The organism is Cryobacterium psychrotolerans (assembly GCF_900101115.1).
Classification (GTDB): domain Bacteria; phylum Actinomycetota; class Actinomycetes; order Actinomycetales; family Microbacteriaceae; genus Cryobacterium; species Cryobacterium psychrotolerans.
The window spans coordinates 252,634-276,045 of sequence record NZ_FNFU01000001.1 but is presented as its reverse complement, the minus strand read 5'-3'; the positions used below and the strand labels follow the sequence as shown (position 1 = coordinate 276,045).

At 69.4% G+C, this 23,412-nt stretch carries 21 protein-coding genes and 1 tRNA gene; 6 read left to right on the top strand and 16 right to left on the bottom strand.

What is annotated here, in order from left to right; all coding sequences use genetic code 11:
- Positions 1-63: 63 nt before the first annotated feature.
- Positions 64-1,299, bottom strand: a complete 1,236-nt coding sequence (locus tag BLQ39_RS01130) for an APC family permease (protein WP_092321232.1) — start codon at positions 1,297-1,299, stop codon at positions 64-66.
- 93 nt (positions 1,300-1,392) lie between these two features.
- Here BLQ39_RS01130 and BLQ39_RS01125 point away from each other — a divergent pair, with 93 nt between their 5' ends.
- Positions 1,393-1,731 carry a hypothetical protein gene (locus BLQ39_RS01125; RefSeq protein ID WP_134474096.1) on the top strand — a complete coding sequence of 113 codons (339 nt, stop codon included), beginning with the start codon at positions 1,393-1,395 and terminating at the stop codon, positions 1,729-1,731.
- Between the two features lie 116 nt (positions 1,732-1,847).
- On the opposite strand, the gene BLQ39_RS01120 is transcribed toward BLQ39_RS01125, so the two are convergent.
- The 3 genes from BLQ39_RS01120 to BLQ39_RS01110 form a co-directional block, all read right to left on the bottom strand.
- Positions 1,848-2,825, bottom strand: a complete 978-nt coding sequence (locus BLQ39_RS01120) for a ribose-phosphate diphosphokinase (protein ID WP_092321230.1) — start codon at positions 2,823-2,825, stop codon at positions 1,848-1,850.
- Entirely contained in the window at positions 2,826-4,250 is a 1,425-nt protein-coding gene (glmU, locus tag BLQ39_RS01115) for a bifunctional UDP-N-acetylglucosamine diphosphorylase/glucosamine-1-phosphate N-acetyltransferase GlmU (protein WP_092321229.1), read from the bottom strand.
- A gap of 52 nt (positions 4,251-4,302) precedes the next feature.
- Positions 4,303-4,374 (bottom strand) — tRNA-Gln (locus tag BLQ39_RS01110).
- 81 nt (positions 4,375-4,455) lie between these two features.
- On the opposite strand from BLQ39_RS01110, the gene BLQ39_RS01105 reads away from it, so the two are divergent.
- Positions 4,456-4,947, top strand: coding sequence for a MarR family winged helix-turn-helix transcriptional regulator (locus BLQ39_RS01105; protein WP_092321228.1), 492 nt, complete (start codon positions 4,456-4,458; stop codon positions 4,945-4,947).
- 114 nt (positions 4,948-5,061) lie between these two features.
- Here BLQ39_RS01105 and BLQ39_RS01100 read toward each other — a convergent pair whose 3' ends face one another.
- From BLQ39_RS01100 to rsmI, 11 genes are all read right to left on the bottom strand, one after another.
- Complete coding sequence (locus BLQ39_RS01100; protein ID WP_092321227.1) at positions 5,062-5,721, bottom strand: methionine ABC transporter permease; 660 nt, start codon at positions 5,719-5,721, stop codon at positions 5,062-5,064.
- Positions 5,721-6,764 carry a methionine ABC transporter ATP-binding protein gene (locus BLQ39_RS01095; RefSeq protein ID WP_092321226.1) on the bottom strand — a complete coding sequence of 348 codons (1,044 nt, stop codon included), beginning with the start codon at positions 6,762-6,764 and terminating at the stop codon, positions 5,721-5,723. The genes BLQ39_RS01100 and BLQ39_RS01095 overlap by 1 nt, the downstream gene beginning before the upstream one ends.
- A 36-nt stretch (positions 6,765-6,800) precedes the next feature.
- Complete coding sequence (locus tag BLQ39_RS01090) at positions 6,801-7,685, bottom strand: MetQ/NlpA family ABC transporter substrate-binding protein (RefSeq protein ID WP_092321225.1); 885 nt, start codon at positions 7,683-7,685, stop codon at positions 6,801-6,803.
- A 175-nt stretch (positions 7,686-7,860) separates the two neighbouring features.
- Positions 7,861-9,666: an ABC-F family ATP-binding cassette domain-containing protein gene (locus tag BLQ39_RS01085; RefSeq protein WP_092321224.1), complete on the bottom strand. Its 1,806-nt coding sequence runs from the start codon at positions 9,664-9,666 to the stop codon at positions 7,861-7,863.
- A 110-nt stretch (positions 9,667-9,776) separates the two neighbouring features.
- Entirely contained in the window at positions 9,777-10,712 is a 936-nt protein-coding gene (locus BLQ39_RS01080) for a 4-(cytidine 5'-diphospho)-2-C-methyl-D-erythritol kinase (RefSeq protein ID WP_092321223.1), read from the bottom strand.
- Between the two features lie 9 nt (positions 10,713-10,721).
- The gene (locus BLQ39_RS01075) at positions 10,722-11,321 is read right to left on the bottom strand and encodes a hypothetical protein (protein ID WP_092321222.1); all 600 of its coding nucleotides are present in this window, start codon (positions 11,319-11,321) and stop codon (positions 10,722-10,724) included.
- Positions 11,322-11,330: 9 nt separating this feature from the next.
- Positions 11,331-12,122 carry a 16S rRNA (adenine(1518)-N(6)/adenine(1519)-N(6))-dimethyltransferase RsmA gene (gene rsmA, locus BLQ39_RS01070; RefSeq protein ID WP_198417123.1) on the bottom strand — a complete coding sequence of 264 codons (792 nt, stop codon included), beginning with the start codon at positions 12,120-12,122 and terminating at the stop codon, positions 11,331-11,333.
- Positions 12,123-12,406: 284 nt separating this feature from the next.
- On the bottom strand, positions 12,407-13,360 hold the full coding sequence (locus tag BLQ39_RS01065) for a TatD family hydrolase (protein ID WP_092321220.1): 954 nt from the start codon (positions 13,358-13,360) through the stop codon (positions 12,407-12,409).
- Positions 13,353-14,915, bottom strand: a complete 1,563-nt coding sequence (metG, locus tag BLQ39_RS01060) for a methionine--tRNA ligase (RefSeq protein WP_092321219.1) — start codon at positions 14,913-14,915, stop codon at positions 13,353-13,355. Before metG ends, BLQ39_RS01065 begins: the two co-directional genes overlap by 8 nt.
- Positions 14,916-14,955: 40 nt before the next feature.
- Complete coding sequence (locus BLQ39_RS01055) at positions 14,956-16,005, bottom strand: NADP-dependent oxidoreductase (RefSeq protein ID WP_092321336.1); 1,050 nt, start codon at positions 16,003-16,005, stop codon at positions 14,956-14,958.
- Between the two features lie 91 nt (positions 16,006-16,096).
- Positions 16,097-16,960, bottom strand: a complete 864-nt coding sequence (gene rsmI, locus BLQ39_RS01050; protein WP_092321218.1) for a 16S rRNA (cytidine(1402)-2'-O)-methyltransferase — start codon at positions 16,958-16,960, stop codon at positions 16,097-16,099.
- Between rsmI and BLQ39_RS01045 the strand changes: the two genes are divergently transcribed.
- Positions 16,959-18,566, top strand: coding sequence for a dolichyl-phosphate-mannose--protein mannosyltransferase (locus tag BLQ39_RS01045; protein ID WP_241982917.1), 1,608 nt, complete (start codon positions 16,959-16,961; stop codon positions 18,564-18,566). The two genes, rsmI and BLQ39_RS01045, sit on opposite strands and share 2 nt — an antisense overlap.
- 170 nt (positions 18,567-18,736) lie before the next feature.
- Complete coding sequence (locus BLQ39_RS01040; protein ID WP_092321216.1) at positions 18,737-19,837, top strand: fatty acid desaturase family protein; 1,101 nt, start codon at positions 18,737-18,739, stop codon at positions 19,835-19,837.
- 243 nt (positions 19,838-20,080) lie between these two features.
- Here the strand turns inward: BLQ39_RS01040 and BLQ39_RS01035 are convergent, their stop codons facing one another.
- Positions 20,081-21,256: an FAD-dependent oxidoreductase gene (locus tag BLQ39_RS01035; protein ID WP_092321215.1), complete on the bottom strand. Its 1,176-nt coding sequence runs from the start codon at positions 21,254-21,256 to the stop codon at positions 20,081-20,083.
- A 222-nt stretch (positions 21,257-21,478) separates the two neighbouring features.
- Between BLQ39_RS01035 and BLQ39_RS01030 the strand changes: the two genes are divergently transcribed.
- Positions 21,479-22,774 (top strand): O-acetylhomoserine aminocarboxypropyltransferase/cysteine synthase family protein, encoded by a 1,296-nt coding sequence (locus BLQ39_RS01030; RefSeq protein WP_092321214.1) that lies wholly within the window; start codon positions 21,479-21,481, stop codon positions 22,772-22,774.
- Positions 22,771-23,409 (top strand): CoA-binding protein, encoded by a 639-nt coding sequence (locus tag BLQ39_RS01025; RefSeq protein ID WP_092321213.1) that lies wholly within the window; start codon positions 22,771-22,773, stop codon positions 23,407-23,409. The genes BLQ39_RS01030 and BLQ39_RS01025 overlap by 4 nt, the downstream gene beginning before the upstream one ends.
- The last annotated feature ends 3 nt before the right edge of the window (positions 23,410-23,412 follow it).

Below are 23,412 nucleotides of genomic sequence, written 5' to 3'. Positions count from 1 at the left end.
AAACTCGACCGGAAGTGGCAAGCTCGGCGGACGGAACCGGACGGAACCGGGCGGCGGGGCGGGTCAGCGGGCGCGGGCGAGGCGGACGGCTCGGGCGAACAGGCCGACGGCGAGCCAGGCGGCCGCGGCGAGCACGCCCTGCCACGGGAGCGTGACCGCGAGCAGCAGGCATCCGGCCACCCCCGCGTATTGGATCACCCGGGGCAGCCAGCGGTCCGCGGGGCGCTGCCGGAGCGCGCTCAGGTGCGCGATCGCGTAGTAGACGAGCACGGCGCAGGCCGAGAAGCCGACCAGTCGCGCCGGGTCCAGCAGCAGGATGCCGGCGATCGCGGCCAGCCCGAAGGTTGCCTCGGCCAGAATGGGCGCGTGCGTGCGCTCGGAGATCCGGCTGAGCGGGCCGGGCAGGTCGCGCTCCCTGGCCATCGCCAGCCCGGTTCGGCTGAGACCGGCGAGGATCCCGACCAGAGAGCCGAGGCAGGCGATCGCGGCCACCACGCGGGCGAGGCCGGTCCAGGGCTCGTCGCCGCCGAGCACGTCCGCCAGCGGCGAGGCGGACGTCGCGAGGACGGCCGGGCCGAGGATGGTCACGCAGAGCACCCCGATGACTGCGTAGATCACCAGCGTGATGCCCAGCGCGGTGATGATCGCCCGCGGCAGGGTGTGCCGGGGGGCCCGCACCTCTTCGCCGAGCGTCGCCATCCGGGCGTACCCGGCGAAGCAGAAGAAGAGCAGGCCGGCCGATTGCAGGATGCCGTACCAGCCGGCATCCGTCATCGTCGACAGGTCCAGGCTCGCCCCGGACAGGCTGCCGCCGAAGCCGATCGCCGCGAAGACGACGAGCAGGCCGCCGAGCACGGTGAACACGATCGCGGCGCTCACTCCGGCCGTGGTCCGGATGCCCGCCATGTTCACGGCGCAGAGCACGACCACCGCTGCCACCGCGACGGTGCGGGACTGTTCGGGCCAGAGGTAGCTGCCGGCGATGAGGGCGATCGCTCCGGCCGAGGCGGTCTTGCCGGCGAGGAAAAGCCAGCCGGCCGCGAACCCCCACCAGGGGCCGAGGGTGGCGCGGCCGAAGGCGTACGCGCCGCCCGACACCGGGTAGGCCATCGCGAGCTGCGCGGAGCTGAGGGCGTTGAGCGAGGCGATGACCCCGGCGATGACAAGCCCGATCAGGAGGCCCGTTCCGGCGGCCGCCGCGGCCGGCGCCCAGACGTAGAAGACGCCGGCGCCGATCATCGCGGCCAGGCCGACGATGATCGCGCGCCCGAGCCCGAGGTGGCGCTCCAGCGTGGTCATGACACCACCCTAACCAGCACGGGTGAGCTGCCGGCGACGCACACAGCAAGGCGGCATCCGGCATCTGGGATACTGGGACCGGAGCCTATGACCATGAGCAATGAGATCCCCGAACTCGCCGGCTACGAGCCGCACGACGCCTCGCGCCCGCTGCGCAGCCGCCGTACCCTGACGATGATGCGGATCGTGGTGGTGCTGGGCCTCGTGTCTCTCGTCGTGCCCGGCATCCTCACCACGCTGCAGGTCGCCGGCTCGACGGCCACCAACGCCTGCCTGGCGTCGGTCGACCGGTACCACCCGTTCGCCGAATCATCCGTGGCCCGCTTCGAGTTCGCCGGCGCCGGCGGTTTCGGCTGGCAGTGCTACGCCGTCGACGCGAACGAACGCGAGACCTTCGTGGAGCCGCTCGGCCTCATCCCGGCAGCCCCCTAGGCCCGCCCCGGCACGCGCCGAGCCCGCCCCGAATCTTCGCCGAACTGTGAGTTTGGCACCTTGGTCGGGCTCGGGAAGGTGCCGAACTCACAGTTCGGCGGGAGGACGGGGAGCGTTTAGGCCGCGCCCTCGAAGAGCGAGGTGACGGAGCCTTCGTCGAAGACCTCGTGGATGGCGCGCGCCAGCAGCGGTGCGATCGGCAGCACCGTCAGCGTCGGGAAGCGCTTGTCTTCCGGAACCGGCAGGGTGTCGGTGACGACGACCGCGGAGATCGCCGAGTTCTGCAGCATCTCGATGGCCGGGTGGCTGAACACCGCGTGCGTGGCGGCGACGACAACGCCGATCGCTCCGGCTTCCCGCAGCGCCTCGGCGGCCTGCGCGATGGTGCGTCCGGTGTCGATCATGTCGTCGACGATCAGGCAGACGCGCCCCTCGACCTGGCCGACGATTTCGTGCACGGACACGCGGTTGGGCACCAGCGGGTCGCGGCGCTTGTGAATGATGGCCAGCGGCGCACCGAGCTTGTCGCTCCAGATGTCGGCCACGCGCACGCGGCCCATGTCGGGCGAGACGACGGTGAGCGTGGACGGGTCGAGCTTCTCACGGAAGTGTTCGAGCAGCACCGGCATGGCGAACAGGTGGTCGACCGGGCCGTCGAAGAAGCCCTGGATCTGCGCGGCGTGCAGGTCGACCGACATGATCCGGTCGGCGCCGGCGACCTTGAACAGGTCGGCGACGAGGCGGGCCGAGATCGGCTCGCGGCCGCGACCCTTCTTGTCCTGGCGCGAGTAAGGGTAGAACGGCGCGACCACGGTGATCCGCTTGGCCGAGGCCCGCTTGAGCGCGTCGACCATGATCAGCTGTTCCATCAGCCATTCGTTGATCGGCGCGGTGTGCGACTGGATGACGAACGCGTCGCTTCCGCGAACGCTCTCGTCGAACCGCGCGTAGATCTCACCGTTGGCGAAGGTGCGCGCATCCGTGTGCACGAGCTCCGAACCCAGCTCTTTGGCGATGTCAAGCGCGAGTTGAGGGTGCGCGCGCCCCGAAACCAGGACCAGTTTCTTCTCGCCTTTGGCTGTGATTCCGGGCACTTAGTCTCCGCTCGTTTCCGCGGCCTGCGCCGCGTCGGTTCCCGGACGGTTGGCCTGAACCCAGCCGTCCATGTTGCGCTGCGGAGCCACGCTGATGGCCAGGGACCCGGCCGCAACGTCCTTGCGGACGACAGTTCCGGCCCCCGTGTACGCTCCGTCACCAATCCTAATCGGCGCGACGAACACGTTGTGCGACCCGGTCCGCACGTGCGACCCGATTTCGGAGCGGTGCTTGTTCACGCCGTCGTAGTTGGCGAAGATCGTGCCGGCTCCGATGTTCGAGCCGACGCCGACCGTGGCGTCGCCGACGTAGCTGAGGTGGGGCACCTTGCTGCCCGCGCCGATGGTCGCGTTCTTCGTCTCGACGTACGCGCCGATCTTGCCGTCCGCGCCGAGCACGGTTCCCGGTCGCAGGTAGGAGAAGGGGCCGACGGATGCCCCGGCGCCGATGACCGCCTGGGTCGCGTCGGTGCGCTTCACCACCGCGTTCTCGCCCACTTCGCAGTCGCGGAGGGTGGTGTCCGGCCCGACCACGGCGCCGGTCGCGACGGAGGTCTCGCCCTCGATCTGCGTGCCGGGCAGGATCGTGACATCCGGTGCCAGCGTGGCCTTCATGTCGATCCAGGTGGTGGCGGGGTCCTGCACGGTCACGCCGGCGAGCTGCCAGCCCCGCACGATCAGCGCGTTGAGCTTCAGCGCGGCCTCGCTCAGCTGTGCGCGGTCGTTGATGCCGGCGACGAGCCAGGCCTCGGCGACGGCGACGGCGCTCACGTCGGAGCCGGCGCCCCGGAGCAGGCCGATCACGTCGGTGAGGTACTTCTCGCCCTGCACATTCTCGGTGGTGAGCAGCGCGAGCTGCTCGCGGAGAGCGGCCAGGCCGAACAGGTAGACGCCCGCGTTGATCTCGTCGACGGCGAGTTCCTCGGCGCTGGCGTCCTTCTGCTCGACGATGCGGTCGAAGTCGCCACGTTCGGAGCGGATGATCCGGCCGTAGCCGGTGGCGTCATCCGGGACCGCCGAAAGCACGGTGGCGGCGGCGGCGCTCGCGCGGTGCGCGCCGATGAAGGCGGCCAGCGTGTCGGCGTCGAGCAGCGGCACGTCGCCGTTGATGACGAGCACGTCACCCTCGAAATCGGCGGGGAGAACCTCGACGGCCTGTTCGACCGCTCGGCCGGTGCCGGGGATGTCGTCCTGGTCGACGACGAGGCTCTCGGGCAGCTCTTCGGTGATGACCTGGACGAGGCGGTCGCGTTCGTGGCGCACGACGGTGACGAGGTGCGCGGCGCCCAGGGCCTTCGCCGTGGCCAGCACGTGGCTGATCACGGGCATCCCGGCAAGCGGGTGCAGGAGTTTCGGCAGGCTGGATTTCATTCGCGCGCCCTGGCCCGCGGCCAGGACGATTACGGCGAGTCGATTATCGGTCATGTGTTGCCCCTTGGTCGTCTCGAGAACGGTCTTCGATCAGTGGATCGAACCGCTCCGCCGCCAGGACTCGAACCTGGACCTAACAGCTCCAAAGGCTGTCGTGCTGCCATTACACCACGGCGGAATGCACCGACCGGCGCCGGGCATCGCAGTCAAGTCTGCCAGATGTGCGCGTCGCCCGGCGCCGCGGCCGGATAATGGAGGGATGCCTGCGAATGACGAAGTCGACCGGATCGTGGACGCCTGGCTGCGCGAACGGCCCGACCTCGATTTCGCGCCCCTCCAGGTGCTCTCCCGGGTCGCCCGGCTCTCCAAGCACCTGGACCGCGCCCGCCGCACGGCGTTCTCCCGCTCCGAGCTCGAGTCGTGGGAATTCGACGTGCTCTCGGCCCTCCGCCGTGCCGGGGAGCCCTACGTGCTCAGCCCGAAGTCGCTGTTGCAGCAGACGCTCGTCTCCAGCGGAACGATGACGAACCGGATCGACCGGCTCGTCGACCGCGGCCTGGTCACCCGGCGCACCGACCCGAACGACGGCCGCGGCGTGCTCGTCGGGATGACGCCGGCCGGGCTCATCCGGGTGGATGCCGCGATCACCCGCCTCGTCGACGCCGAGGCGGAACTGCTCGACACGCTCTCCCCCGGCGACCAGGAACGCCTCGCCGGGCTGCTGCGCAAACTCAGCCTCGACTTCGACTGAGGCGCCCTCCCGGCGGCCGACCCCGTCGAGACCCTCGCCGAACCGTGAGTTTGGCACCTTCGTGGGGCCCGGGAAGGTGCCAAACTCACAGTTCGGCGGAGGGGGGCGGCGGGATTAGCGGCGGAGAGCCTTGCGGGCCAGGGAGTTGCCGAGAAACTGCACGAGCTGCACGAGCACGATGATCAGCAGCACGGCCGCCCAGGTGACGACCGGGTTGAACTGCCGGTAGCCGTAGAGCAGCGCGAAGTTTCCGAGGCCGCCGCCGCCGACGTAGCCGGCGACCGCGGACATGTCGACGAGGGCCACGAAGATGAACGTGAAGCCGAGGATCAGCGGGCCGAGCGCCTCGGGCAGCAGCACGGTGAAGATGATCCGGATCGGCCCGGCCCCCACCGAGCGCGCCGCGTCGATCACGCCGGGCGAGACCGTGAGCAGGTTCTGCTCGACGATGCGTCCCATGGCGAAGGATGCCGCGAGCGAGATCGTGAAGATGATCGCGGGGTTGCCGATGCCGGTTCCGACCACCATTCGGGCCAGCGGCTGGGCCGCGGCCAGGAAGATGATGAACGGGATCGGGCGGATGAAGTTCACCAGCAGGTTCAGCACCGTGAACACCGCGCGGTTCTCGAGGATGTTGCCGGCGCGGCTCAGGTAGAGCCCGAGCCCGACCAGGAGTCCGCCGAGTCCGCCGAAAAAGAGGGTGAGACCGACGATGTAGAGGGTCTCGCCGGCCGCCGTCCACAGCTCGGGCGTCAGGTCGATCAGCGAATCCATCAGCGCACCTCCGTGACGGTCGTCAGTTGCCGCACCCGGTCGAGCACGTCGTCGATCACCGCGTCGGCCTCCGTCAGGTGATCCGCGGCCAGGCTCAGCGTCAGGTGCCCGAACGAACGGCCCTGGATCTCATTGATGCCGCCGTAGATGACCTCGAAGGCCACCCCGGCGCGGGCGAACTCGCCGAACACCGCCTGCTGGTCGACGCCCGCGTCGCGGAACGACAGCGTGACGATCCGGCCCACGTGCCGCTCGCGCAGCACGGCCAGTTCACCGGGCGACGGCACGCCCTTGACGACGGTGCCGACGAAACGGGCGGATGCCGCGTGCTGCGGGTTCGAGAAGACGTCGAACACGTCACCGCGCTCGATGACGCGTCCCTGGTCCATCACGGCGACCTTGGTGGCGATGGTCTGGATGACGTCCATCTCGTGGGTGATCACGATGATGGTGACGCCGAACTCCCGGTTGACCCGCTTGAGGAGCGTGAGCACCTCGTGGGTGGTCTCCGGGTCGAGGGCGCTGGTGGCCTCGTCCGCGAGCAGGATGCTCGGCTGGGTGGCGAGCGCCCGGGCGATCCCGACCCGCTGCTTCTGGCCGCCGGAGAGCTGGTCGGGGTAGGCACGGGCCTTGTCGGCCAGGCCGACGAAGTCGAGCAGTTCCGCGACCCGCGCCGCACGTTCCGCGCGGGGCCGGCCGGCAACCTCGAGCGGGTAGGCGATGTTGCCGGCCACGGTGCGGGAGTTGAACAGGTTGAACTGCTGGAAGATCATCCCGATCCCGAGGCGCACCTCGCGGAGTCTGCGCTCCGGCAGGCCGGCGATGTCCTGTCCGTCGATCAGGATCTCGCCGCCGGTGGAGCGCTCGAGCGCGTTGACCAGGCGCACCAGGGTGCTCTTGCCGGCCCCGGAGTAGCCGATGATGCCGTAGACGTCGCCGGCCTCCACATCGAGGCTGACGCCGTCGATCGCGATCACGGGGTCGCCCGTTTTCGTGGTGGCCGGGTAGACCTTGGACACGTCACGCAAACTGACGACGGGCATAACGGATTCCTTACTCACGACCTCGCGCTGGCGGTGCTATTTCTGGGCGGCGGTGTCGTTCTCGACCGTGCTGAGCGACTTCTCCAGCTCGCTCACCGGGGTCGTCACCATTTCGGCGCTGCCCCCGGAGACCGCCAGGACGCCGGCCTGGACCTTTTTGCTCTCCTGGAAGATCTCGACGAGCTTCTTGTAGGTCTTGTTGTCCTTGTCCTCGGCGCGGGCCGCGAAGACGTTCACGTACGGCAGCGCGTTGGGGTCGGTGGGGTCATCCTTGGCGATGGCGTCCGAGAACTTCAGCCCGGCCTTCTCTACGAAGTCGTTGTTGATGACCGCCGCGGCGACATCCGGCAGCGAGGTCGCGGTGAGGGACGCATCCAGCGCCTTCACGGAGACCTTCGACTTCTTCGTGTCGATGTCATCGAGGGTGGAGAAGATGCTGCCGCCGCCCGTCAGCACGATCAGCTTCGCCGACTGCAGCACGAGCAGGGCGCGGGAGAGATTGCTGGGGTCGTTCGGAACGGCGACGGTGTCGCCCTTCTTGATCCCGTCGACGTTCTTCACCCTGGTCGAGTAGAGGCCGAGCGGGAAGATGGCCGTGGCACCGATCGGCGCGAGGTCCTGCTTGGTCGACACGTTGTAGTCGGCGAGATAGACGATGTGCTGGAACTGGTTGAGGTCGATCTCGCCCTCGGTCAGCGCCGGGTTCGGCTGCGGGTAGTCGGCGAAGTCGACGATGTCGACCTCGATGCCCTCGTCGGCGGCGGCCTGCTTGTAGTCGGCCCAGTACGGGTCGCTCGCCCCGACGACGCCGATGGTGACGACGTCGTCCGCGGAGCCCGCGTTCCCGGCCCCTCCGGCGCAGCCGGCCAGCAGTGCGGTAAGCGGCAGGACCGCCAGGGCGGCCAGCAATGTCTTCTTCACGTTATGTATCCCCTTCGCTGAGTGTGCAGGAGCCCGGCGAATGCGGGCACAGCGAAACCACGAGGCAAAACGGTGGGGGGCTGTGCCGCGACGTCGCTGGGCACTCTTCTACGCTAACGAAGGATCCTGCTTGGCGTGGTCGCCCACGACACACGCCGTCACAGGACGTGCGAAATCAGCTCCCGACGAGCTCCGAAAGTTCGAGCCAGCGCGTTTCCAGGCCGACCACGGTGTCTTCCAGCTGCGACAGCTCGGCCGACAGTGCGCCGAGGCCGGTGTAATCCGACTGGTCGTGTGCGGCCAGCGATTCGTGCAGCGAGACGATCCGGTCCTGGGTCTTGACGACCTTCCGGCCGGTCGAGGCGAGTTCCTTCTGCGCGTTGCGGAGTTCGGCGCCGCCGACGGCGAGCTTGCCCTTCTGCCCGGGGCCGGATGCCTCGGTCGGCGAACCGACGGAACCGCCGGACGCGCCGGAGATCTGCTTCTTGCGCAGCTCCAGGTACTGGTCGACGCCGCCGGGCAGGTGGCGGAAGGCGCCATCCGTCACGGCGTACTGGTTGTCGGTGACGCGCTCGATCAGGTACCGGTCGTGCGAGACGACGAGCAGGGTGCCGGGGAAGGAGTCGAGCAGGTCTTCCATCGCGGCGAGCATGTCGGTGTCGAGGTCGTTTGTGGGCTCGTCGAGGATGAGCACATTCGGTTCGTCGAGCACGATCAGCAGCAGCTGCAGGCGGCGCTTCTGGCCGCCGGAGAGGTCCTTGACCTTCGTGGTCAGCTGGGCGCTCATGAAGCCCATCCGCTCGAGCATCTGCCCGGGGGTGATCTCCTTGCCGCCGGCGATGTACGACGTCTTCTGGCGGCCGATGACCTCGCTCACCCGGTCGTTCTGGATGTCGTCGAGCTCGAACAGCTGCTGGGTGAGCACGGCGACCTTGATGGTCTTGCCGCGCTTGACCGTGCCGCTGGTGGGCAGCAGGGTGCCGGCGACGAGGTTCAGCAGCGTGGACTTGCCGGCGCCGTTGACGCCCATGATGCCGGTGCGCTCGCCCGGAGCGATGCGCCAGGTGATGTCGTTGAGCACGGTCTTGTTCTCGAACTTGACGGTGACGTCGAGCAGGTCGACGACATCCTTGCCGAGGCGCTGCATGGCCATCGACTGCATCGAGACCGTGTCGCGGGGCGGCGGCTCGTTTTCGATCAGCACGTTGGCCGCGTCGATGCGGAACTTGGGCTTGGCGGTGCGGGCCGGGGCTCCGCGGCGCAGCCAGGCGAGTTCCTTCTTCATCAGGTTCTGGCGTTTGGATTCGGACGCGGCGCTCATCCGGTCGCGTTCGACGCGCTGCAGGATGTACGCGGCGTAGCCCCCCTCGAACGGCTCGATGATGCGGTCGTGCACCTCCCAGGTCTGGTTGCAGACCTCGTCGAGGAACCACCGGTCGTGAGTGACGACCACGAGGCCGCCCGAGTTCGTCGCCCAGCGGTTCTTCAGGTGCCCGGCGAGCCAGGAGATGCCCTCCACGTCGAGGTGGTTGGTGGGCTCGTCGAGGAAGATCACGTCGTGGTCGCCGATGAGCACGGCGGCGAGGGCCACCCGGCGGCGCTGGCCACCGGAGAGGTCGTCGACGAGCGCTTCCCAGGGGATGTCCCGCACGAGGCCGCCGATGACGTCGCGCACCTTGGAGTCGCCGGCCCAGACGTGCTCTTCGATGCCGCCGACGATGGTGTGGCCCACGGTCTGGCCGGAGGCCAGCTCGTCGGCCTGGTCGAGGATGCCGATGGTCACCCCGCGCCGACGCGTCACGCGTCCGGAGTCGGGTTCCATCCGTCCGGCGAGCAGGTTGAGCAGCGTTGACTTGCCGTCGCCGTTGCGGCCGACGACGCCGATCCGGTCGCCTTCGTTGAGGCCGGCGGTGACGCTGTCAAAGATGACGCGGGTGGGGAATTCGAGGTGCAGGGCTTCAGCCCCGAGCAAATGTGCCATAAGTGATTCAATCTTACCGGCCCTGCCTGAGAGCTTCTCCCTCCCGCGAAACCGCAGTTGTGCGCGCTAAAACCCGCGAATAACGCGCACAATTGCGGTTTCGCGGGGAGTCAGTCGTGGACGAGGCGGGCGCCGTGCACGGGGCCGGTTGCCCGCACGACGTTCAGGCGGGAGGCGCTCAGCGCCACCTGGAGTTCAAGCGCGCTGTCGGAATCCGCGACGAGGAAGGCGACGGTCGGGCCGGAGCCGGAGATGATCCCGGCGAGGGCGCCGTTCGCCTCGCCGAGCTCGAGGACCTTGCCGAGGCCGGGCGCGAGGTGCAGGGCGGGCGCCTGCAGGTCGCTGTGGAGGGACTCGGCGAGCATCCGCGGGTCGCCGGCCCGCAGCGCCTGAAGCACGTTCGCATCGACGGTGGGCTGGTGTTCGGCGGGAAAGATGTCCTGCGCGTGGCGGTCCCGGTGGCGGTCGAGTTCGCTGTAGACGCCGGGTGTCGACATGCCGAATTCCGCGAGGGCGAGCACCCACTGGAAGTGCCCCTTGGCCAGGGCCGGGCTGAGCTGGTCGCCGCGGCCGGTGCCGATGGCGGTGCCGCCGGTGAACGCGAAGGGAACATCGGCCCCGAGCTTGGCGGCGAGGGCGAGCAGCTCCTCTTTCGTCAGCTCGGTGCCCCAGAGCGCGTCGCAGGCGAGGAGGGTTGCGGCGGCGTCTGCCGATCCGCCGCCCATGCCGCCGGCGATCGGGACGTGCTTCTCGATCTCCAGGCGCACTCCCCCGCGGAAACCCGTCTTGCGAGCGAGCAGGCGGGCCGCCTTGATCGCCAGGTTGGTGCCGTCGGTGGCAAGGCCCGAGGTGTCGATCGGTCCGTTGAATTCGACCGAGAAGTCGTCGGCAGGATAGGCGCGTACGTCTTCATAGAGCGAGACCGACTGGTAGGCGGTGGCGACGTCGTGGTATCCGTCTTCCATGACCTTGCCGACCTTGAGGAAGACATTGATCTTGCCCGGCGCTCTCGCGTGCACGACCTGGGATGCCCCCGCGATGCTCATGCTCCTAACCTAGCCCAGCCCGCGCGCGGCTCCCGACGAGGCGGTGGCCAGCCACTGCTGCATCGTCGCCTTCGCCGGGGCGAGCGCCGCGGCATCCGCGAGTCGCTGGTGAGTCAGGGAAACGGATGTCCGGCCCGCGTTCGTGGGATTGGTCGTGGCCAGCAGGGACACGTTCTGCGGCAGCGCCCACCGGGCGGTCTGGTAGCGCGCGGCGCGGCTCTCGCTCGCCGGCCGGCCGAGGCTCGCGCTCACCGCACCGATGACGGCGTCGAGGGCGGCCTCCTGCTCGAGCGGGAACGTCCTCGACGCGCTCACCTCGAAGGTGCCGTCGGCGCGCTGCCCGGGCGCCCGCCGGCCCCGCGCCTGTTCGAAGCCGACGGTCACCGCCTGGCTCCACCAGCCGGGAACGCCCTGCTCGTCGCGCAGCCAGCGGGCGATCTGCGGATGCGTCCACTCGGCGGCCCCGGCCGCGTCGAGCAGTTCGAACCAGTCGGCCCCGGCCTTGCCGGTGGCGGCCGCCATCGCCTCGTCGCTCATCCCGGAGGCCGCGACGCCGCCGGGGCGGTCGGGGCTGTCAGGGCTGTCGGGGCGGTCGGGGCTGTCGGACATGGCCCCAGACTAGGGCGTCGCGCGGGCGATCGCGAGGAAGTCGTTCACGGTCAGCTGCTCGCCGCGCGCGGTCGGGTCGATGCCGGCCGCGGTGATCCGCTGCGAGGCCGTCGCCGAGTCGCCGAACCGGACGGAGAGGGACTGGCGCAGCATCTTGCGCCGCTGCTGGAACGCGGCGTCGACGAGGGCGAAGGTGGCCAGGCGCAGCTTTTCGGACTCCAGCGGTTCGTCCCGGCGTTCGAACGCGACGAGGATCGAGTCCACGTTCGGGACCGGCCAGAACACCTGGCGGCTCACCTTGCCGGCGGTGCGGAACGCGCCGTACCAGGCGGCCTTGACGCTGGGGCTGCCGTAGACCTTGGACCCGGGCGGGGCGGCGAGGCGTTCGCCGACCTCGGCCTGCACCATGACCAGGCCGGCCCGGATGGACGGGAAGTGCTCGAGCAGGTGCAGCAGCACGGGCACGGAGACGTTGTAGGGCAGGTTCGCGACGAGCCGGGTCGGTTCGCCGGGGATGGCCAGGATGCGCATCGCGTCGTCCCGGATGACCGTGAGCGGCGAGCCCGGCTGCATCAGTTCGACCGTGAGGGGAAGCTGCTCGGCCAGTCGGGCGTCGATCTCGACGGCGACCACGCGGGCGCCGGTTTCGAGCAGCCCGAGGGTGAGCGAGCCCAGCCCCGGGCCGACCTCGACGACGGTGTCGTCGGCTGTGATACCGGCGACCTTGACGATCCGGCGCACGGTGTTGCCGTCGATGACGAAGTTCTGGCCGAGCTTCTTGGTCGGGTTCACGCCGAGCATCTCGGCGAGGTCGCGGATCTCGGACGGGCCGAGCAGCGTCCGGGCCGGCGGACCGGCGGGCGCGGGCTGCGTGGTCTCGGACTCAGCAGACGCGGGCTCAGCGGACGCGGGCTCAGCAGACGCGGGCTCAGCGGACGCGGGCTCAGCAGACGCGGGCTCAGCGGACGCGGGCTCAGCGGACGCGGGCTCCGGCTGGGCGACGTGGCGCCCGTGGCCGCCCTCCCGCCCGGGTTCCGGACGGGTTTCCGGCTCGTCTCCGGCCGGCAAGCCGTGCCGGGGCTCGCTCATGCGAGTCCGCCGACGGGGCCGGCGTCGCCGCGCGGGAGGTCATGCGGCGCGGTCACCGGTTCGGCATCCCAGCGTCCGTAGACCAGTTCGGTGTTGGAGGCGATTTGGGCGGCGAGCAGGGAGACATCGGTTTCGAGGTGGGCGGCCATCGCGCGCAGCGTGTGCGGCAGCAGGTAGGGGGCGTTCGGGCGGCCTCGGAAGGGTTCGGGGGTGAGGAACGGGGCATCCGTCTCGGCGAGCAGGAGCTGGCGGGGCGCGACCGCGAGCGCCTCGCGCAGGTCGCCCGCGCTCTTGAAGGTGACCGTGCCGGCGAAGGACATGTACCAGCCGTTCTCGGTGCAGATGCGTGCCATCTCGGCGTCGCCGGAGAAGCAGTGGAAGACGGTGCGTTCGGGGGCGCCGACCCGCAGCAGGGTCGCGATGACCTCGGCGTGGGCGTCGCGGTCGTGGATCTGCAGCGCCAGGTTGTGCCGCTTCGCGATTTCGATGTGGGCCTCGAACGAGCGGTATTGCGCCGCACGGCCCTCGGGGCCGGTGCGGAAGAAGTCCAGCCCGGTCTCGCCGACCGCCACGACGCGGGGGCGGGATGCCAGTTCGTCGATTTCGGCGATCGCGTCGTCGAGCGTGCCGGCGGCATCGTAGGCGGGGGTCTCGTTCGGGTGGATGGCGACGGCGGCGAGCATCCGCGGTTCGTGCAGCGCCGTCTCGGCCGACCAGCGCGAGGTTTCCAGGTCGCCGCCGACCTGGATGACGCCGCGCACGCCGACGCTGGAAGCCCGGTCGAGGTGTTCCCTGAAGTCGATCGAGTTCTCGCCGTCGGCGATTTCGAGGTGGGTGTGGTTGTCGTAGACGCCCACGACGAGCGGCTCGGGCAGCGGCGGGTAGCTCAGGTCGCGCCCCTTCGTCTGCTCGCGCCGGCGCACATGGGCGGCCGGATCGGCGTTAGCCAACCGTGGCCTCGATGCGCGGGAAGAGTGCCTCGAGCGCAGACACGTGGGTGCCGCCGGTCCACTCCCAGGCCTGGTCGATGCGCTGGTCCGCGACCTCGCCGTCGCCGCCGAGGGCGGTCCAGAGCTTCGCGGTGGCCTGCGGCACGACCGGCGAGAGCAGCACGGCCAGGGTGCCGAGGCCTCGAACGGCGGTGAAGAGCACGGCGTCGAGCCGGTCCCGCTGGGCGGGGTCCTTGGCGAGGGCCCACGGTTCCTGGCTGGTGATGTATCCGTTGAGCTCGTCGACGAGTTCCCAGACCGCGGCGATGGCCTCGTGGATGGCGAGCCGGTCGATGGCCCCCATCGCGGCGGCCGTCGCCCGCCGCTCGGTGCCGCGGATCAGCTCGTCGGCCTGGCTGAACTCGCCGGCCGTGGGGATCTCTCCGTCGCAGTAGCGCACGACCATGGCGATCACCCGGGAGGCGAGGTTGCCGAATCCGTTGGCCAGTTCCGACTGGTACCGGGCGGAGAGGTCCTCCCAGGAGAAGGAGCCGTCCTGTCCGAAGCTGATGGCGCGCATGAAGTAGTAGCGGAACGCGTCCGAGCCGAAGGTTTCGGTGATCTGGCTCGGCGCGATGCCGGTGAGCTTGGACTTGCTCATCTTCTCGCCGCCCACGAGCAGCCAGCCGTGGCCGAAGACCTGGGTGGGCACGGGGAGTCCGGCGGCGAGCAGCATGGCCGGCCAGATGACGGCGTGGAAGCGGAGGATGTCCTTGCCCACGACGTGCGTGGCTGGCCAGCGGCGGGCGAACTCCTCGTCGTCCTGGCCGTAGCCGACGGCGGTGATGTAGTTCAGCAGCGCGTCGAACCAGACGTAGACGACGTGGCTCTCGTCCCACGGCACCTTGATGCCCCAGTCGAAGCTGGAACGGGAGATCGACAGGTCGGAGAGGCCCTGCTTGACGAAGGAGATGACCTCGTTGCGCGCGGATTCGGGCTGCACGAAGTTCGGGTTGCTCTCGTACAGGTCGAGCAGCGGCTGGGTGAAGGTGCTCATCCGGAAGAAGTAGTTCTTCTCGTGCAGCAGTTCGACCGGCTTCGAGTGGATGGCGCACACCGGCTGACCGGCGAACTCGCCGGTGCCGTCGACCAGGTCGCTGGGCTGCTTGTACTCCTCGCAGCCGACGCAGTAGTAGCCCTCGTACTCGCCGGTATAGATGTGTCCGGCGTCGAAGAGGTGCTGCAGGAACTTCTGCGCGTTCACCTCGTGGCGCACGTCCGTGGTGCGGATGAAATCGTCGTTGGCGATGTCCACGGTCTTCAGCAACGGCTTCCAGGCTGTTTCCACGAGGCGGTCCGCCCAGGCCTTGGGCGTGACGCCGTTAGCCGTTGCGGTGCGCAGGATTTTCTGCCCGTGCTCGTCGGTGCCGGTGAGCAGCCAGGTGTCGTCACCGGACTGGCGGTGCCAGCGCGCGAGCACATCGGCGGCCACTTCCGTGTACGCGTGTCCGATGTGTGGGACATCATTCACGTAGAAAATGGGCGTGGTGATGTAAAAGGAAGAGCCGTCGGACATGCTGACATCCTACGGGGAGCAGCGGATGCCGCCGGGCGTGTTACTCCGCGAGATCCCGATCGGGGTCCGTCGGGACGGAGCGATCCGGGGGATGGCCCTGGTGATGCGGGTGCCCGAAGACCGGCGGGAGCACCTCGTGGGCCGGCGGCGCCGGCTCCCGGTCGGGGCGGTCCCTGGTCGCCTCGCTCTCCCTCACATCGATGCCGTGAACCTTCTGGTGCGGGTAGCCCACCGGGTGCAGGCTGAGCACGATCTTGCCGTGGGCATGGCCGATCTCCAGTTCGCGGTAGGCATCCTGCACCTCGTCGAAGGGGTAGATCGCGGCCACCGGGACGACGACCTGCCGGTCCGCGACCAGGTCGGCGACTTTCGCCAGCACGGCCATGTCGTCCTCGTTGGCCGAGTCGACGGTAGCGATCGCGTCGTAGCCGCGGTGGTCGAGCTCGGCGTCGACACCGTCCGGCGCGATCCGGGCCAGTCGCTCCTCGAGGCCCGGGCCGTACTGCACCGGGATGACGCCCAGCTGCCGGAGATGGTCGAAGCTTTCCGGGCTGGCCGTGCCGATCACGGTCGCGCCGCGGAGCTTCGCGAGTTGGGCGGCGATCCCGCCCACGCCCCCGGCAGCGGCGTGCACGAGCACGGTGGAGCCCGGCTGCGGGTTCGCCGCCTGCACGGCGTGCCAGGCGGTGACCGCCGCCGTGTACAGGCTGCCGGCCACCTCCCAGGAGAGCCGTTCGGGCTTGGGGATGATGGCGGCCACGGGCACCCGGACAAAACTGGCCTGTGCCCCGCGGACGGTGTGCCCGAGCACGGCATCGCCGACCCGCCAGCGCGGGCCTGCTCCGGCCCGGTCCTGTGCGACTTCGGGGTGAGGGCCGACGCCGGCGATCAGGCCGGCGAAGTCGCTTCCCTGCCCCGCAGGAAACCTAGCGGGCCACTTCGTCTGCAAGCGGCCTTCCCGAATGCTGGTCTCCACGGGATTGAGCCCCGCTGCTACAACCCCGACCACCACTTCGCCGGCACCCGGCACGGGGACGTCGGTCCGGACAACGTCCAGAACCTCCGGTCCGCCGTAGCGGGAAAATCTCACGGATCGGGCCTCGGCAACGTCTTCCCCGGCATCACTATCACTGTGTTCGTGCGCCACTGACCCTCACCCCATTAGCTGTTTCTTAGCAGTGTTAACGGTTGGGGAGGGTCGGGTATTCCGCGTTGCGGGAGGGCGCGGGGGTCTTCCGGGTGAGCGCCGCCTCGTACAGGTCGCGCTTGCCCAGGCCGGATGCCGCGGACACGTCGGCGGCGGCATCCTTGAGCCGGGCGCCGGCCGCGACCAGGGCGTGGACCTCGGCCACGCCGGTCTCCAGGTCGAGGACCCGGGCCGGGGCGCCCGCGACGACGATGCAGATTTCGCCCTTGACGCCCGCCGCCGCCCACTCGGCGAGCTCGGCGGCGGTTCCCCGCTTGACCTCTTCGAAGAACTTGGTGAGCTCGCGGCAGACGACGACGCGGCGATCGGCGCCGAGCGTGGCCTGGAGGTCGGTCAGCGACGCGGCCAGCCGCTTCGCCGACTCGAAGAACACCATGGTACGCCGCTCGGCGGCGAGTTCGCGCAGGGCTCCGACGCGTTCGCCGTGTTTGCGAGGCAGGAACCCCTCGAAGGTGAACCGGTCGGTGGGCAGGCCGGAGACGGCCAGGGCGGTGAGCACGGCGGAGGGACCGGGCAGGGCCGTGACGGTGACGCCGGCCTGGGCCGCGGCATCCACCAGGTGGAAGCCGGGATCGGACACGGTGGGCATCCCCGCGTCGCTGAGCACGAGGATGTCGGTGTCCCGGGCGAGCTCGACGAGTTCGGCCGCCTTGCCGCGCTCGTTGTGGTCGTGCAGGCTGATCAGCTTCGGCCGGTTCTCGATGCCGAGCGCCTTGAGCAGGTGCACGGTGACCCGGGTGTCCTCCGACGCGATGACCGTCGTGGTACTGAGGGCCTCGACCAGGCGCGTGGTCACGTCCCCGAGGTTTCCGATGGGCGTGGCGGCGAGGATGATCATGGTCCCATTCTCTCAGCCTCCGGTCACCCGTGCGGCCGATCACTACGATGGTCAGGTGCTCGCTACTAGCCGCTGGTTCCGCTGGGCCGGGCCCCTCGCCGTCCTCGTTCTGGCGGCTATCCTGCGACTCTGGAACCTGGGACACCCTCGCGAGCTCGTCTTCGACGAGACCTTCTACGTGAAGGATGCCTGGACGCTGTTCAACAACGGCTACGAGTCGACCTGGCCGGACAAGGCCGACGCCCTCTTCGCCGCCGGGCAGGCGAACATCTTCCTCTCGGATCCGTCCTTCGTCGTGCATCCGCCGCTGGGCAAATGGCTGATCGCCCTCGGCATGGCCTTCTGGGGCGCCGACAGCAGCTGGGGCTGGCGCATCGTGACCGCCCTGATCGGCGTGCTCGCGGTCGCCGTGCTGATGCTGATCGCCCGCCGGCTCTTCGGCTCCACCGTGCTGATGCTGATCGCCGGGTTCCTCCTCGCCATCGACGGGCACGCGATCGTGATGTCGCGGGTCGCCCTGCTGGACAACTCGGTGATGTTCTTCGCGCTGCTCGGCTTCGGCGCGGTGTTGCTCGACCGGGACTGGCACGCGGCCCGGCTGGCAGCCTCGCTGGCCCGGCGCCGGGACGCCGGCGTCGAACCGGCGTGGGGCCCGACGCTGTGGTGGCGGCCGTGGCTGCTCGCCGCCGGCCTCGCGTTCGGCCTGACCAGCTCGGTCAAGTGGTCGGGCTTCTACTTCCTCGCCGCATTCGGCGTCTACGTCGTGGTCGTCGACGCCCTCGCCCGCCGCCCGGCCGGGGTGCCGTTCTGGCTGAGCGCGGCCCTGCTCAAGCAGGCCCCGGCGAATTTCCTGCTGCTGGTCCCGGTCGCGGCCGCCACGTTCCTCGCATCCTGGACCGGCTGGTTCGTCACCCGGGGCGGCTACTACCGGGACTGGGCGGAAACCGCGGGGGCGGCGTGGACGGGCGCGTTCTCGTGGGTGCCGCTCCCCCTGCAGAGCTTCTGGCATTACCAGGTGGCCGCGTACGGCTACCACGTGAATGTCGAAACGCCCCATCCCTACCAGGCGAACCCGCTCACCTGGCTGTTCATGATCCGGCCGACGAGCATGTACTTCCGTTCGTCGTCCGTCGGCGAGAACGGCTGCGGGTTCACCAGCTGCGCCGAGGCGATCACGGGAATCGGCAATCCGATCATCTGGTGGGCGGCGACCCTTGCCGCGTTCTACCTGGTCTACCGGCTGGCCCGGTACCGGCAGTGGCGGGTCGGCCTCATCCTGACCGGCCTGGCCGCCGGGTACCTGCCCTGGCTGATGTACCTGAACCGCACGGTTTTCCAGTTCTACACGATCGCGTTCGAGCCGTACCTGATCCTCGGGCTGACCTTCGTGATCGGGCTGCTGCTGGGCGAGCCGCGCGGTTCGGACGGGGCGCCGGTGGCGGACGAGGAGCGGGCCGCCCGGCGACGGTTGGCGGGCATCCGGGTCGTGGTGATCTTCCTCGCCATGGCGGCGCTGGTGAGCGCCTTTTTCTACCCGCTCTGGACCGGAATGCAGACCCCGTTCCTGTTCTGGCAGCTGCATATCTGGCTCCCGAGCTGGCGCTGATCCTGCCCCCTGTTCCACGGGGACATATGCCGCCTCGGGCATATAGCGACTGGGAATCCAGTGTGAGTTCCCCCGGTTTCGGGGGGTGGCTCGCGTAGAATGATCGGTATCTGTTCTGCGAGTAATTGCTCAATCCGCGGCTGGGAAGTCAAGAAACAAACAAAGGCCCTATGTCGGAAGCAATTGCCGCACCTACGGTGCGCATCCTCAAGACCCGCCGGGGTGGCGATTCGAAGAACCCCACCACCGAGTATTCGTCGCTGCTGCACACCGTGCGCAACCTCGGGCTGCTGAAGCGGGCCACCGGTTTCTACTGGCTGGTCTTCTCGATCCTCATGGTCGCGCTCGGCGGAGCCATCACCGGTTTCGTCCTGCTCGGCGACAGTTGGTTCCAGCTGATCATCGCCGGCGTGCTCGGCATCATCCTCACCCAGTTCGCGTTCCTGGCCCATGAGGCCTCGCACCGCCAGGTGTTCGAATCCGGCCCCGCGAATGACCGCGCCGGCCGCATCCTCGCGAACCTCTTCGTCGGCATCAGCTACGCCTGGTGGATGAACAAGCACAGCCGCCACCACGCGCAGCCCAACGTGATCGGCAAGGACCCGGACATCGATCCGGACGTGATCGTCTTCCGCGAGGAAGACGCCGCGAAGGTCAACTGGATCACCTCGTTCCTCACCCGCAAGCAGGGTTACGCGTTCTTCCCGCTGCTGATGCTCGAGGGCATCAACCTGCACATCCACGGCTTCAAGACGGTCTTCGGCCGCAAGAAGGTCGACAAGCGCTGGCTCGAGATCTCGATGCTCACCACCCGCATCGTGGCCTACGTCGCCGTGATCTTCTACTTCCTGCCGCTCGGCATGGCGTTCGCCTTCATCGGCGTGCAGCTGGCCGTGTTCGGCGTGTACATGGGCGCCTCGTTCGCGCCCAACCACAAGGGCATGCCGATGCTGCCGCACGACAGCAAGGTCGACTTCCTGCGTCGCCAGGTGCTCACCTCGCGCAACATCCGCGGCGGCACCGTCATGGACACGTTCATGGGCGGGCTCAACTACCAGGTAGAGCACCACCTGTTCCCGAACATGGCCAGGCCGCACCTCCGCAAGGCGCAGGAAATCACCAAGGAATACTGCGAATCGCACAACATCCTCTACACGGAGACGTCGATCCTCGAGTCCTACGGCATCGTCATTCGCTACCTCAACAAGGTCGGCCTGGCGGCACGCGACCCGTTCGACTGCCCGATGGTCGCCCGGTTCCACCACCGCTAGAACGGCATCCGGCGCCGTACCCGGTGCCCGAGCGAGTCAGGCCGTTTCCCTCCGGGGAGGCGGCCTTTCTCGTTGGCACGCCCACGCCCACGCCCACATCCACATCCACATCCACATCCACATCCACATCCATCGAGCAGTGTGGCTGAGATGCGGAGAAAGTACCTTTATTCGCGAATTGAAGGTGCTTTGTCCGCAACTCAACGTGGAAGCCGTTGTCATCCCGCGCGTGGGCGGGCCGGGTCAGCGGTGGGTGAGCCAGCCACCGGCGCCGGGGTTCGGCAGCCGGGACAGCGCGAATCGGGCCGGGGCGGGGCCTGCGCCCGTGGCGATGTCGGCGAGGATCCGCCCGACCGACGGGGTGAACTTGAAGCCGTGCCCGCTGAAGCCGGCGCCGACGACGACCGGCCCGACCCGGTCGAGCACGAAGTCCTCGTCGGCGGTGGTCGTGTACGTGCAGCTGACCGGCTCGAGCGCGTCGGGGTCGGCGCCGGGCAGCCAGTCGCGCACATACCGCTGCAGCGCGGCCAGCTGCACCGGTTCGGGGGTGAAGCTGCGGGCATCCGGATCGGTGACCGGGCCGACGCCGTGCCAGCCGGCCTTGACTCCCTGGCCCGGCGTGTACATGCCGTAGACCGGCGAATACCAGTGGTCGTAGCGCGGGTCGGCGGGGTCGAACGCGTGGTTGAAGCCCGGCCAGTTCACGGCTGCACGCTCTGCGGCATCCGGCGCGGTGTCGCGCAGCGCGAAATGCGCGGGCTGCTCCTGCGTGACGACGAGGCGCGGCACGGGCAGCACGCCGGCGAGTAGTCCGGTGGTCCAGGCGCCGACCGTGACGACGGCCCGGCGGGCATCGACGACGCCGGTCTCGGTGGTGACGCGCACATGGTCGTCGCCGAGCACCTCGAGGCGCAGGGCGCGGGTGCCGTGACGGATCTCGGCGCCCGCGGCGACGGCGGCGGCCTGCAGGGCGGCCACTGCGGCATCCGCGTTCAACCGGCCGGCATCGGGGGTGTGCAGCACCCGCCCGTCGAAACGGATGCCCGGCCAGCGTTCCCCCGCGGCCTCCGGCGCCAGGAACTCGGCCCCGAGCCCGACCGCGTGCAGCGCGTCGGCGACGGCATCGAAGCTCGGGTTGGGGCCGTGGTTCACGATGCCGACCTGCTCGAGCAGCCGGGACCCGGTCTCGGACTCGAGGCCGCGCCAGAGCGGCAGGGCCTCGGCGAGCATCGCGACATAGGTCGGTTCGGCGTAGGCCGTGTTGAAATTGCGGGACGCGCCGTGTGAGGCCCCGTTGGCGTGCCCCGGCTCGAAGCGCTCCAGCAGCAACACCGAGCGTCCCCGGCGGGCGAGCTGCCAGGCGGTCGCCGAGCCCATCGCCCCGCCGCCGATCACGACCGTTTCCACTTCGTGCGCCATGGGAACATCCTGCCGCATGACGGGCCGCGGGGCACTGCGCGCACCCTGCCCGGAGCCGCGCGGGAGCCGCGCGCCGCCTCGCGCGGGAGCTGCGCCGCTTCGCGCGTGGCCGAACTCCCGCGCAGCGGCGCACGTCCCGCGCCGCCCGCGCGACTGCGGCATCCGTTGCGCCCTGTTACGCGCCACCATGCCGGCCCCAGCCCCTTTCGGTACCGTGAGGCCATGGCAGATCGCGAGTACGGCTTCAAGACCAGGGCAATCCACGCCGGGAACATCCCCGATGCGGTGACCGGCGCCCGCGCGCTGCCGATCTACCAGACGAGCGCGTTCGTGTTCGACGACACCGCGGATGCCGCGGCCCGCTTCGCCCTGCAGAAGTACGGCAACATCTACTCGCGCCTGGCCAATCCCACCGTCGCCGCGTTCGAGGAACGCATCGCGAGCCTGGAGGGCGGCCTCGGCGCCGTCGCCACCGCGAGCGGCCTGTCCGCGCAGTACATCACCTTCGCGAGCCTCGCCGGTTCCGGCGACCACATCGTCTCGAGCGCGAACCTGTACGGCGGCTCGATCACCCAGCTCGACGTGACGCTGCGCCGCTTCGGCATCGACACGACGTTCGTGCAGGGCGCTGACCCGGCCGACTACGCGGCCGCGATCACCGACAAGACGAAGCTGATCTTCGCCGAGACCGTCGCGAACCCGTCCGGCGAGGTCGCCGACATCGAGGGGCTCGCCGAGGTAGCCCATGCCGCAGGCATCCCGCTGATCATCGACTCGACGATCGCGACGCCCTACCTGACCCGACCGTTCGAGTGGGGAGCCGACATCGTCATCCACTCGGCGACCAAGTTCCTCGGCGGGCACGGCACCACCCTCGGCGGCGTCGTCGTCGAGAGCGGCCGGTTCCACTGGCACAGCGATAAATACCCCCTGTTCGGCGACCCGGTGCCCAGCTACGGCGGCCTGCAGTGGTCGGGCAACTTCGGCGAATACGCGTTCCTCACCCGCCTCCGCGCCGAGCAGCTGCGCGACATCGGGCCGAGCCTCGCCCCGCACTCCGCGTTCCTGCTCGCCCAGGGCGTCGAGACGCTGCCGTTCCGCATGCAGGCGCACGTCGACAACGCCCGCACGGTCGCCGAATGGCTGGATGCCGACCCGCGGGTCGACCACGTCAACTGGGCCGGACTGCCGAGCCACCCGCACTACGAGCGCGGACTCAAGTACCTGCCCAAGGGTCCCGGCTCCGTGTTCAGCTTTGGCGTGAAGGGCGGCCGGGACGCCGGCCGCACGTTCATCGACTCGGTGAACCTGGCCAGCCACCTCGCCAACATCGGCGACGCGAAAACGCTCGTGATTCATCCGGCCTCCACCACGCACGCGCAGCTGAGCGAGCAGCAGCTCGCCGACGCGGGCGTGCAGCCCGGCGGGGTGCGGATCAGCGTGGGCATCGAAGACGTCGACGACATCATCTACGATCTGGACCAGGCCCTCGCGCAGGCCGTGGGAGGAAGCAAATGAGCACCGACACGACCGGCACCGTCACCGACACGGACACGGCGGCAGCCGCCCCGGCGACGGATGCCGCGCCCGCCGTCACCGAGACCGTGCAGTTGGCCAACGGCCTGAGCTGTGACGTGCCGGCCGGCTCGCCGCTGGCGAAGCTGCTGCACTCGCAGCGCACCTGGATCGGGCCCGACGCGAAGGCGCGGCTGAAGATCCTGCGCGCGGCGAAATCCGTCGCCATCGTCGGGGCGTCGCCGAACCCGGCCCGCTCGAGCTACTTCGTCGGCACCTACCTGCGGCAGTCGAGCGACTACCGTGTCTACTTCGTGAACCCCAACGCCGACACGATCCTCGGCCAGAAGGCCTATCCCGACCTCCCCTCCCTGCCCGAGGTGCCCGACATCGTCGTGGTCTTCCGGCGCGGCAGCGACATCCCGTCGGTCATCGACGACGTGCTCGCCATCCGCGCGCCGACGGTCTGGGTGCAGCTGGGCATCTGGAACCAGGATGCCGCGGAGTACGGCGAATCGAAGGGGCTCACGGTCGTGATGGACCGGTGCATCAAGATCGAGCACGCCCGCTTCAACGGAGGGCTGCACCTGCTCGGCTTCGACACCGGCCAGATCACCGCCCGCAAGACCATCCGCTAACCC

Excerpts from the sequence above, each read along its gene's own strand:
- BLQ39_RS01130 (WP_092321232.1), bottom strand. The coding sequence starts at position 1,299 with ATGACCACGCTGGAGCGCCACCTCGGGCTCGGGCGCGCGATCATCGTC.
- BLQ39_RS01125 (WP_134474096.1), top strand. The coding sequence starts at position 1,393 with ATGAGCAATGAGATCCCCGAACTCGCCGGCTACGAGCCGCACGACGCC.
- glmU (WP_092321229.1), bottom strand. The coding sequence starts at position 4,250 with ATGACCGATAATCGACTCGCCGTAATCGTCCTGGCCGCGGGCCAGGGC.
- BLQ39_RS01105 (WP_092321228.1), top strand. The coding sequence starts at position 4,456 with ATGCCTGCGAATGACGAAGTCGACCGGATCGTGGACGCCTGGCTGCGC.
- BLQ39_RS01100 (WP_092321227.1), bottom strand. The coding sequence starts at position 5,721 with ATGGATTCGCTGATCGACCTGACGCCCGAGCTGTGGACGGCGGCCGGC.
- BLQ39_RS01095 (WP_092321226.1), bottom strand. The coding sequence starts at position 6,764 with ATGCCCGTCGTCAGTTTGCGTGACGTGTCCAAGGTCTACCCGGCCACC.
- BLQ39_RS01085 (WP_092321224.1), bottom strand. The coding sequence starts at position 9,666 with ATGGCACATTTGCTCGGGGCTGAAGCCCTGCACCTCGAATTCCCCACC.
- BLQ39_RS01080 (WP_092321223.1), bottom strand. The coding sequence starts at position 10,712 with ATGAGCATCGCGGGGGCATCCCAGGTCGTGCACGCGAGAGCGCCGGGC.
- BLQ39_RS01075 (WP_092321222.1), bottom strand. The coding sequence starts at position 11,321 with ATGTCCGACAGCCCCGACCGCCCCGACAGCCCTGACAGCCCCGACCGC.
- rsmA (WP_198417123.1), bottom strand. The coding sequence starts at position 12,122 with ATGCTCGGCGTGAACCCGACCAAGAAGCTCGGCCAGAACTTCGTCATC.
- metG (WP_092321219.1), bottom strand. The coding sequence starts at position 14,915 with ATGTCCGACGGCTCTTCCTTTTACATCACCACGCCCATTTTCTACGTG.
- BLQ39_RS01045 (WP_241982917.1), top strand. The coding sequence starts at position 16,959 with ATGGTCCCATTCTCTCAGCCTCCGGTCACCCGTGCGGCCGATCACTAC.
- rsmI (WP_092321218.1), bottom strand. The coding sequence starts at position 16,960 with ATGATCATCCTCGCCGCCACGCCCATCGGAAACCTCGGGGACGTGACC.
- BLQ39_RS01040 (WP_092321216.1), top strand. The coding sequence starts at position 18,737 with ATGTCGGAAGCAATTGCCGCACCTACGGTGCGCATCCTCAAGACCCGC.
- BLQ39_RS01035 (WP_092321215.1), bottom strand. The coding sequence starts at position 21,256 with ATGGCGCACGAAGTGGAAACGGTCGTGATCGGCGGCGGGGCGATGGGC.
- BLQ39_RS01030 (WP_092321214.1), top strand. The coding sequence starts at position 21,479 with ATGGCAGATCGCGAGTACGGCTTCAAGACCAGGGCAATCCACGCCGGG.
- BLQ39_RS01025 (WP_092321213.1), top strand. The coding sequence starts at position 22,771 with ATGAGCACCGACACGACCGGCACCGTCACCGACACGGACACGGCGGCA.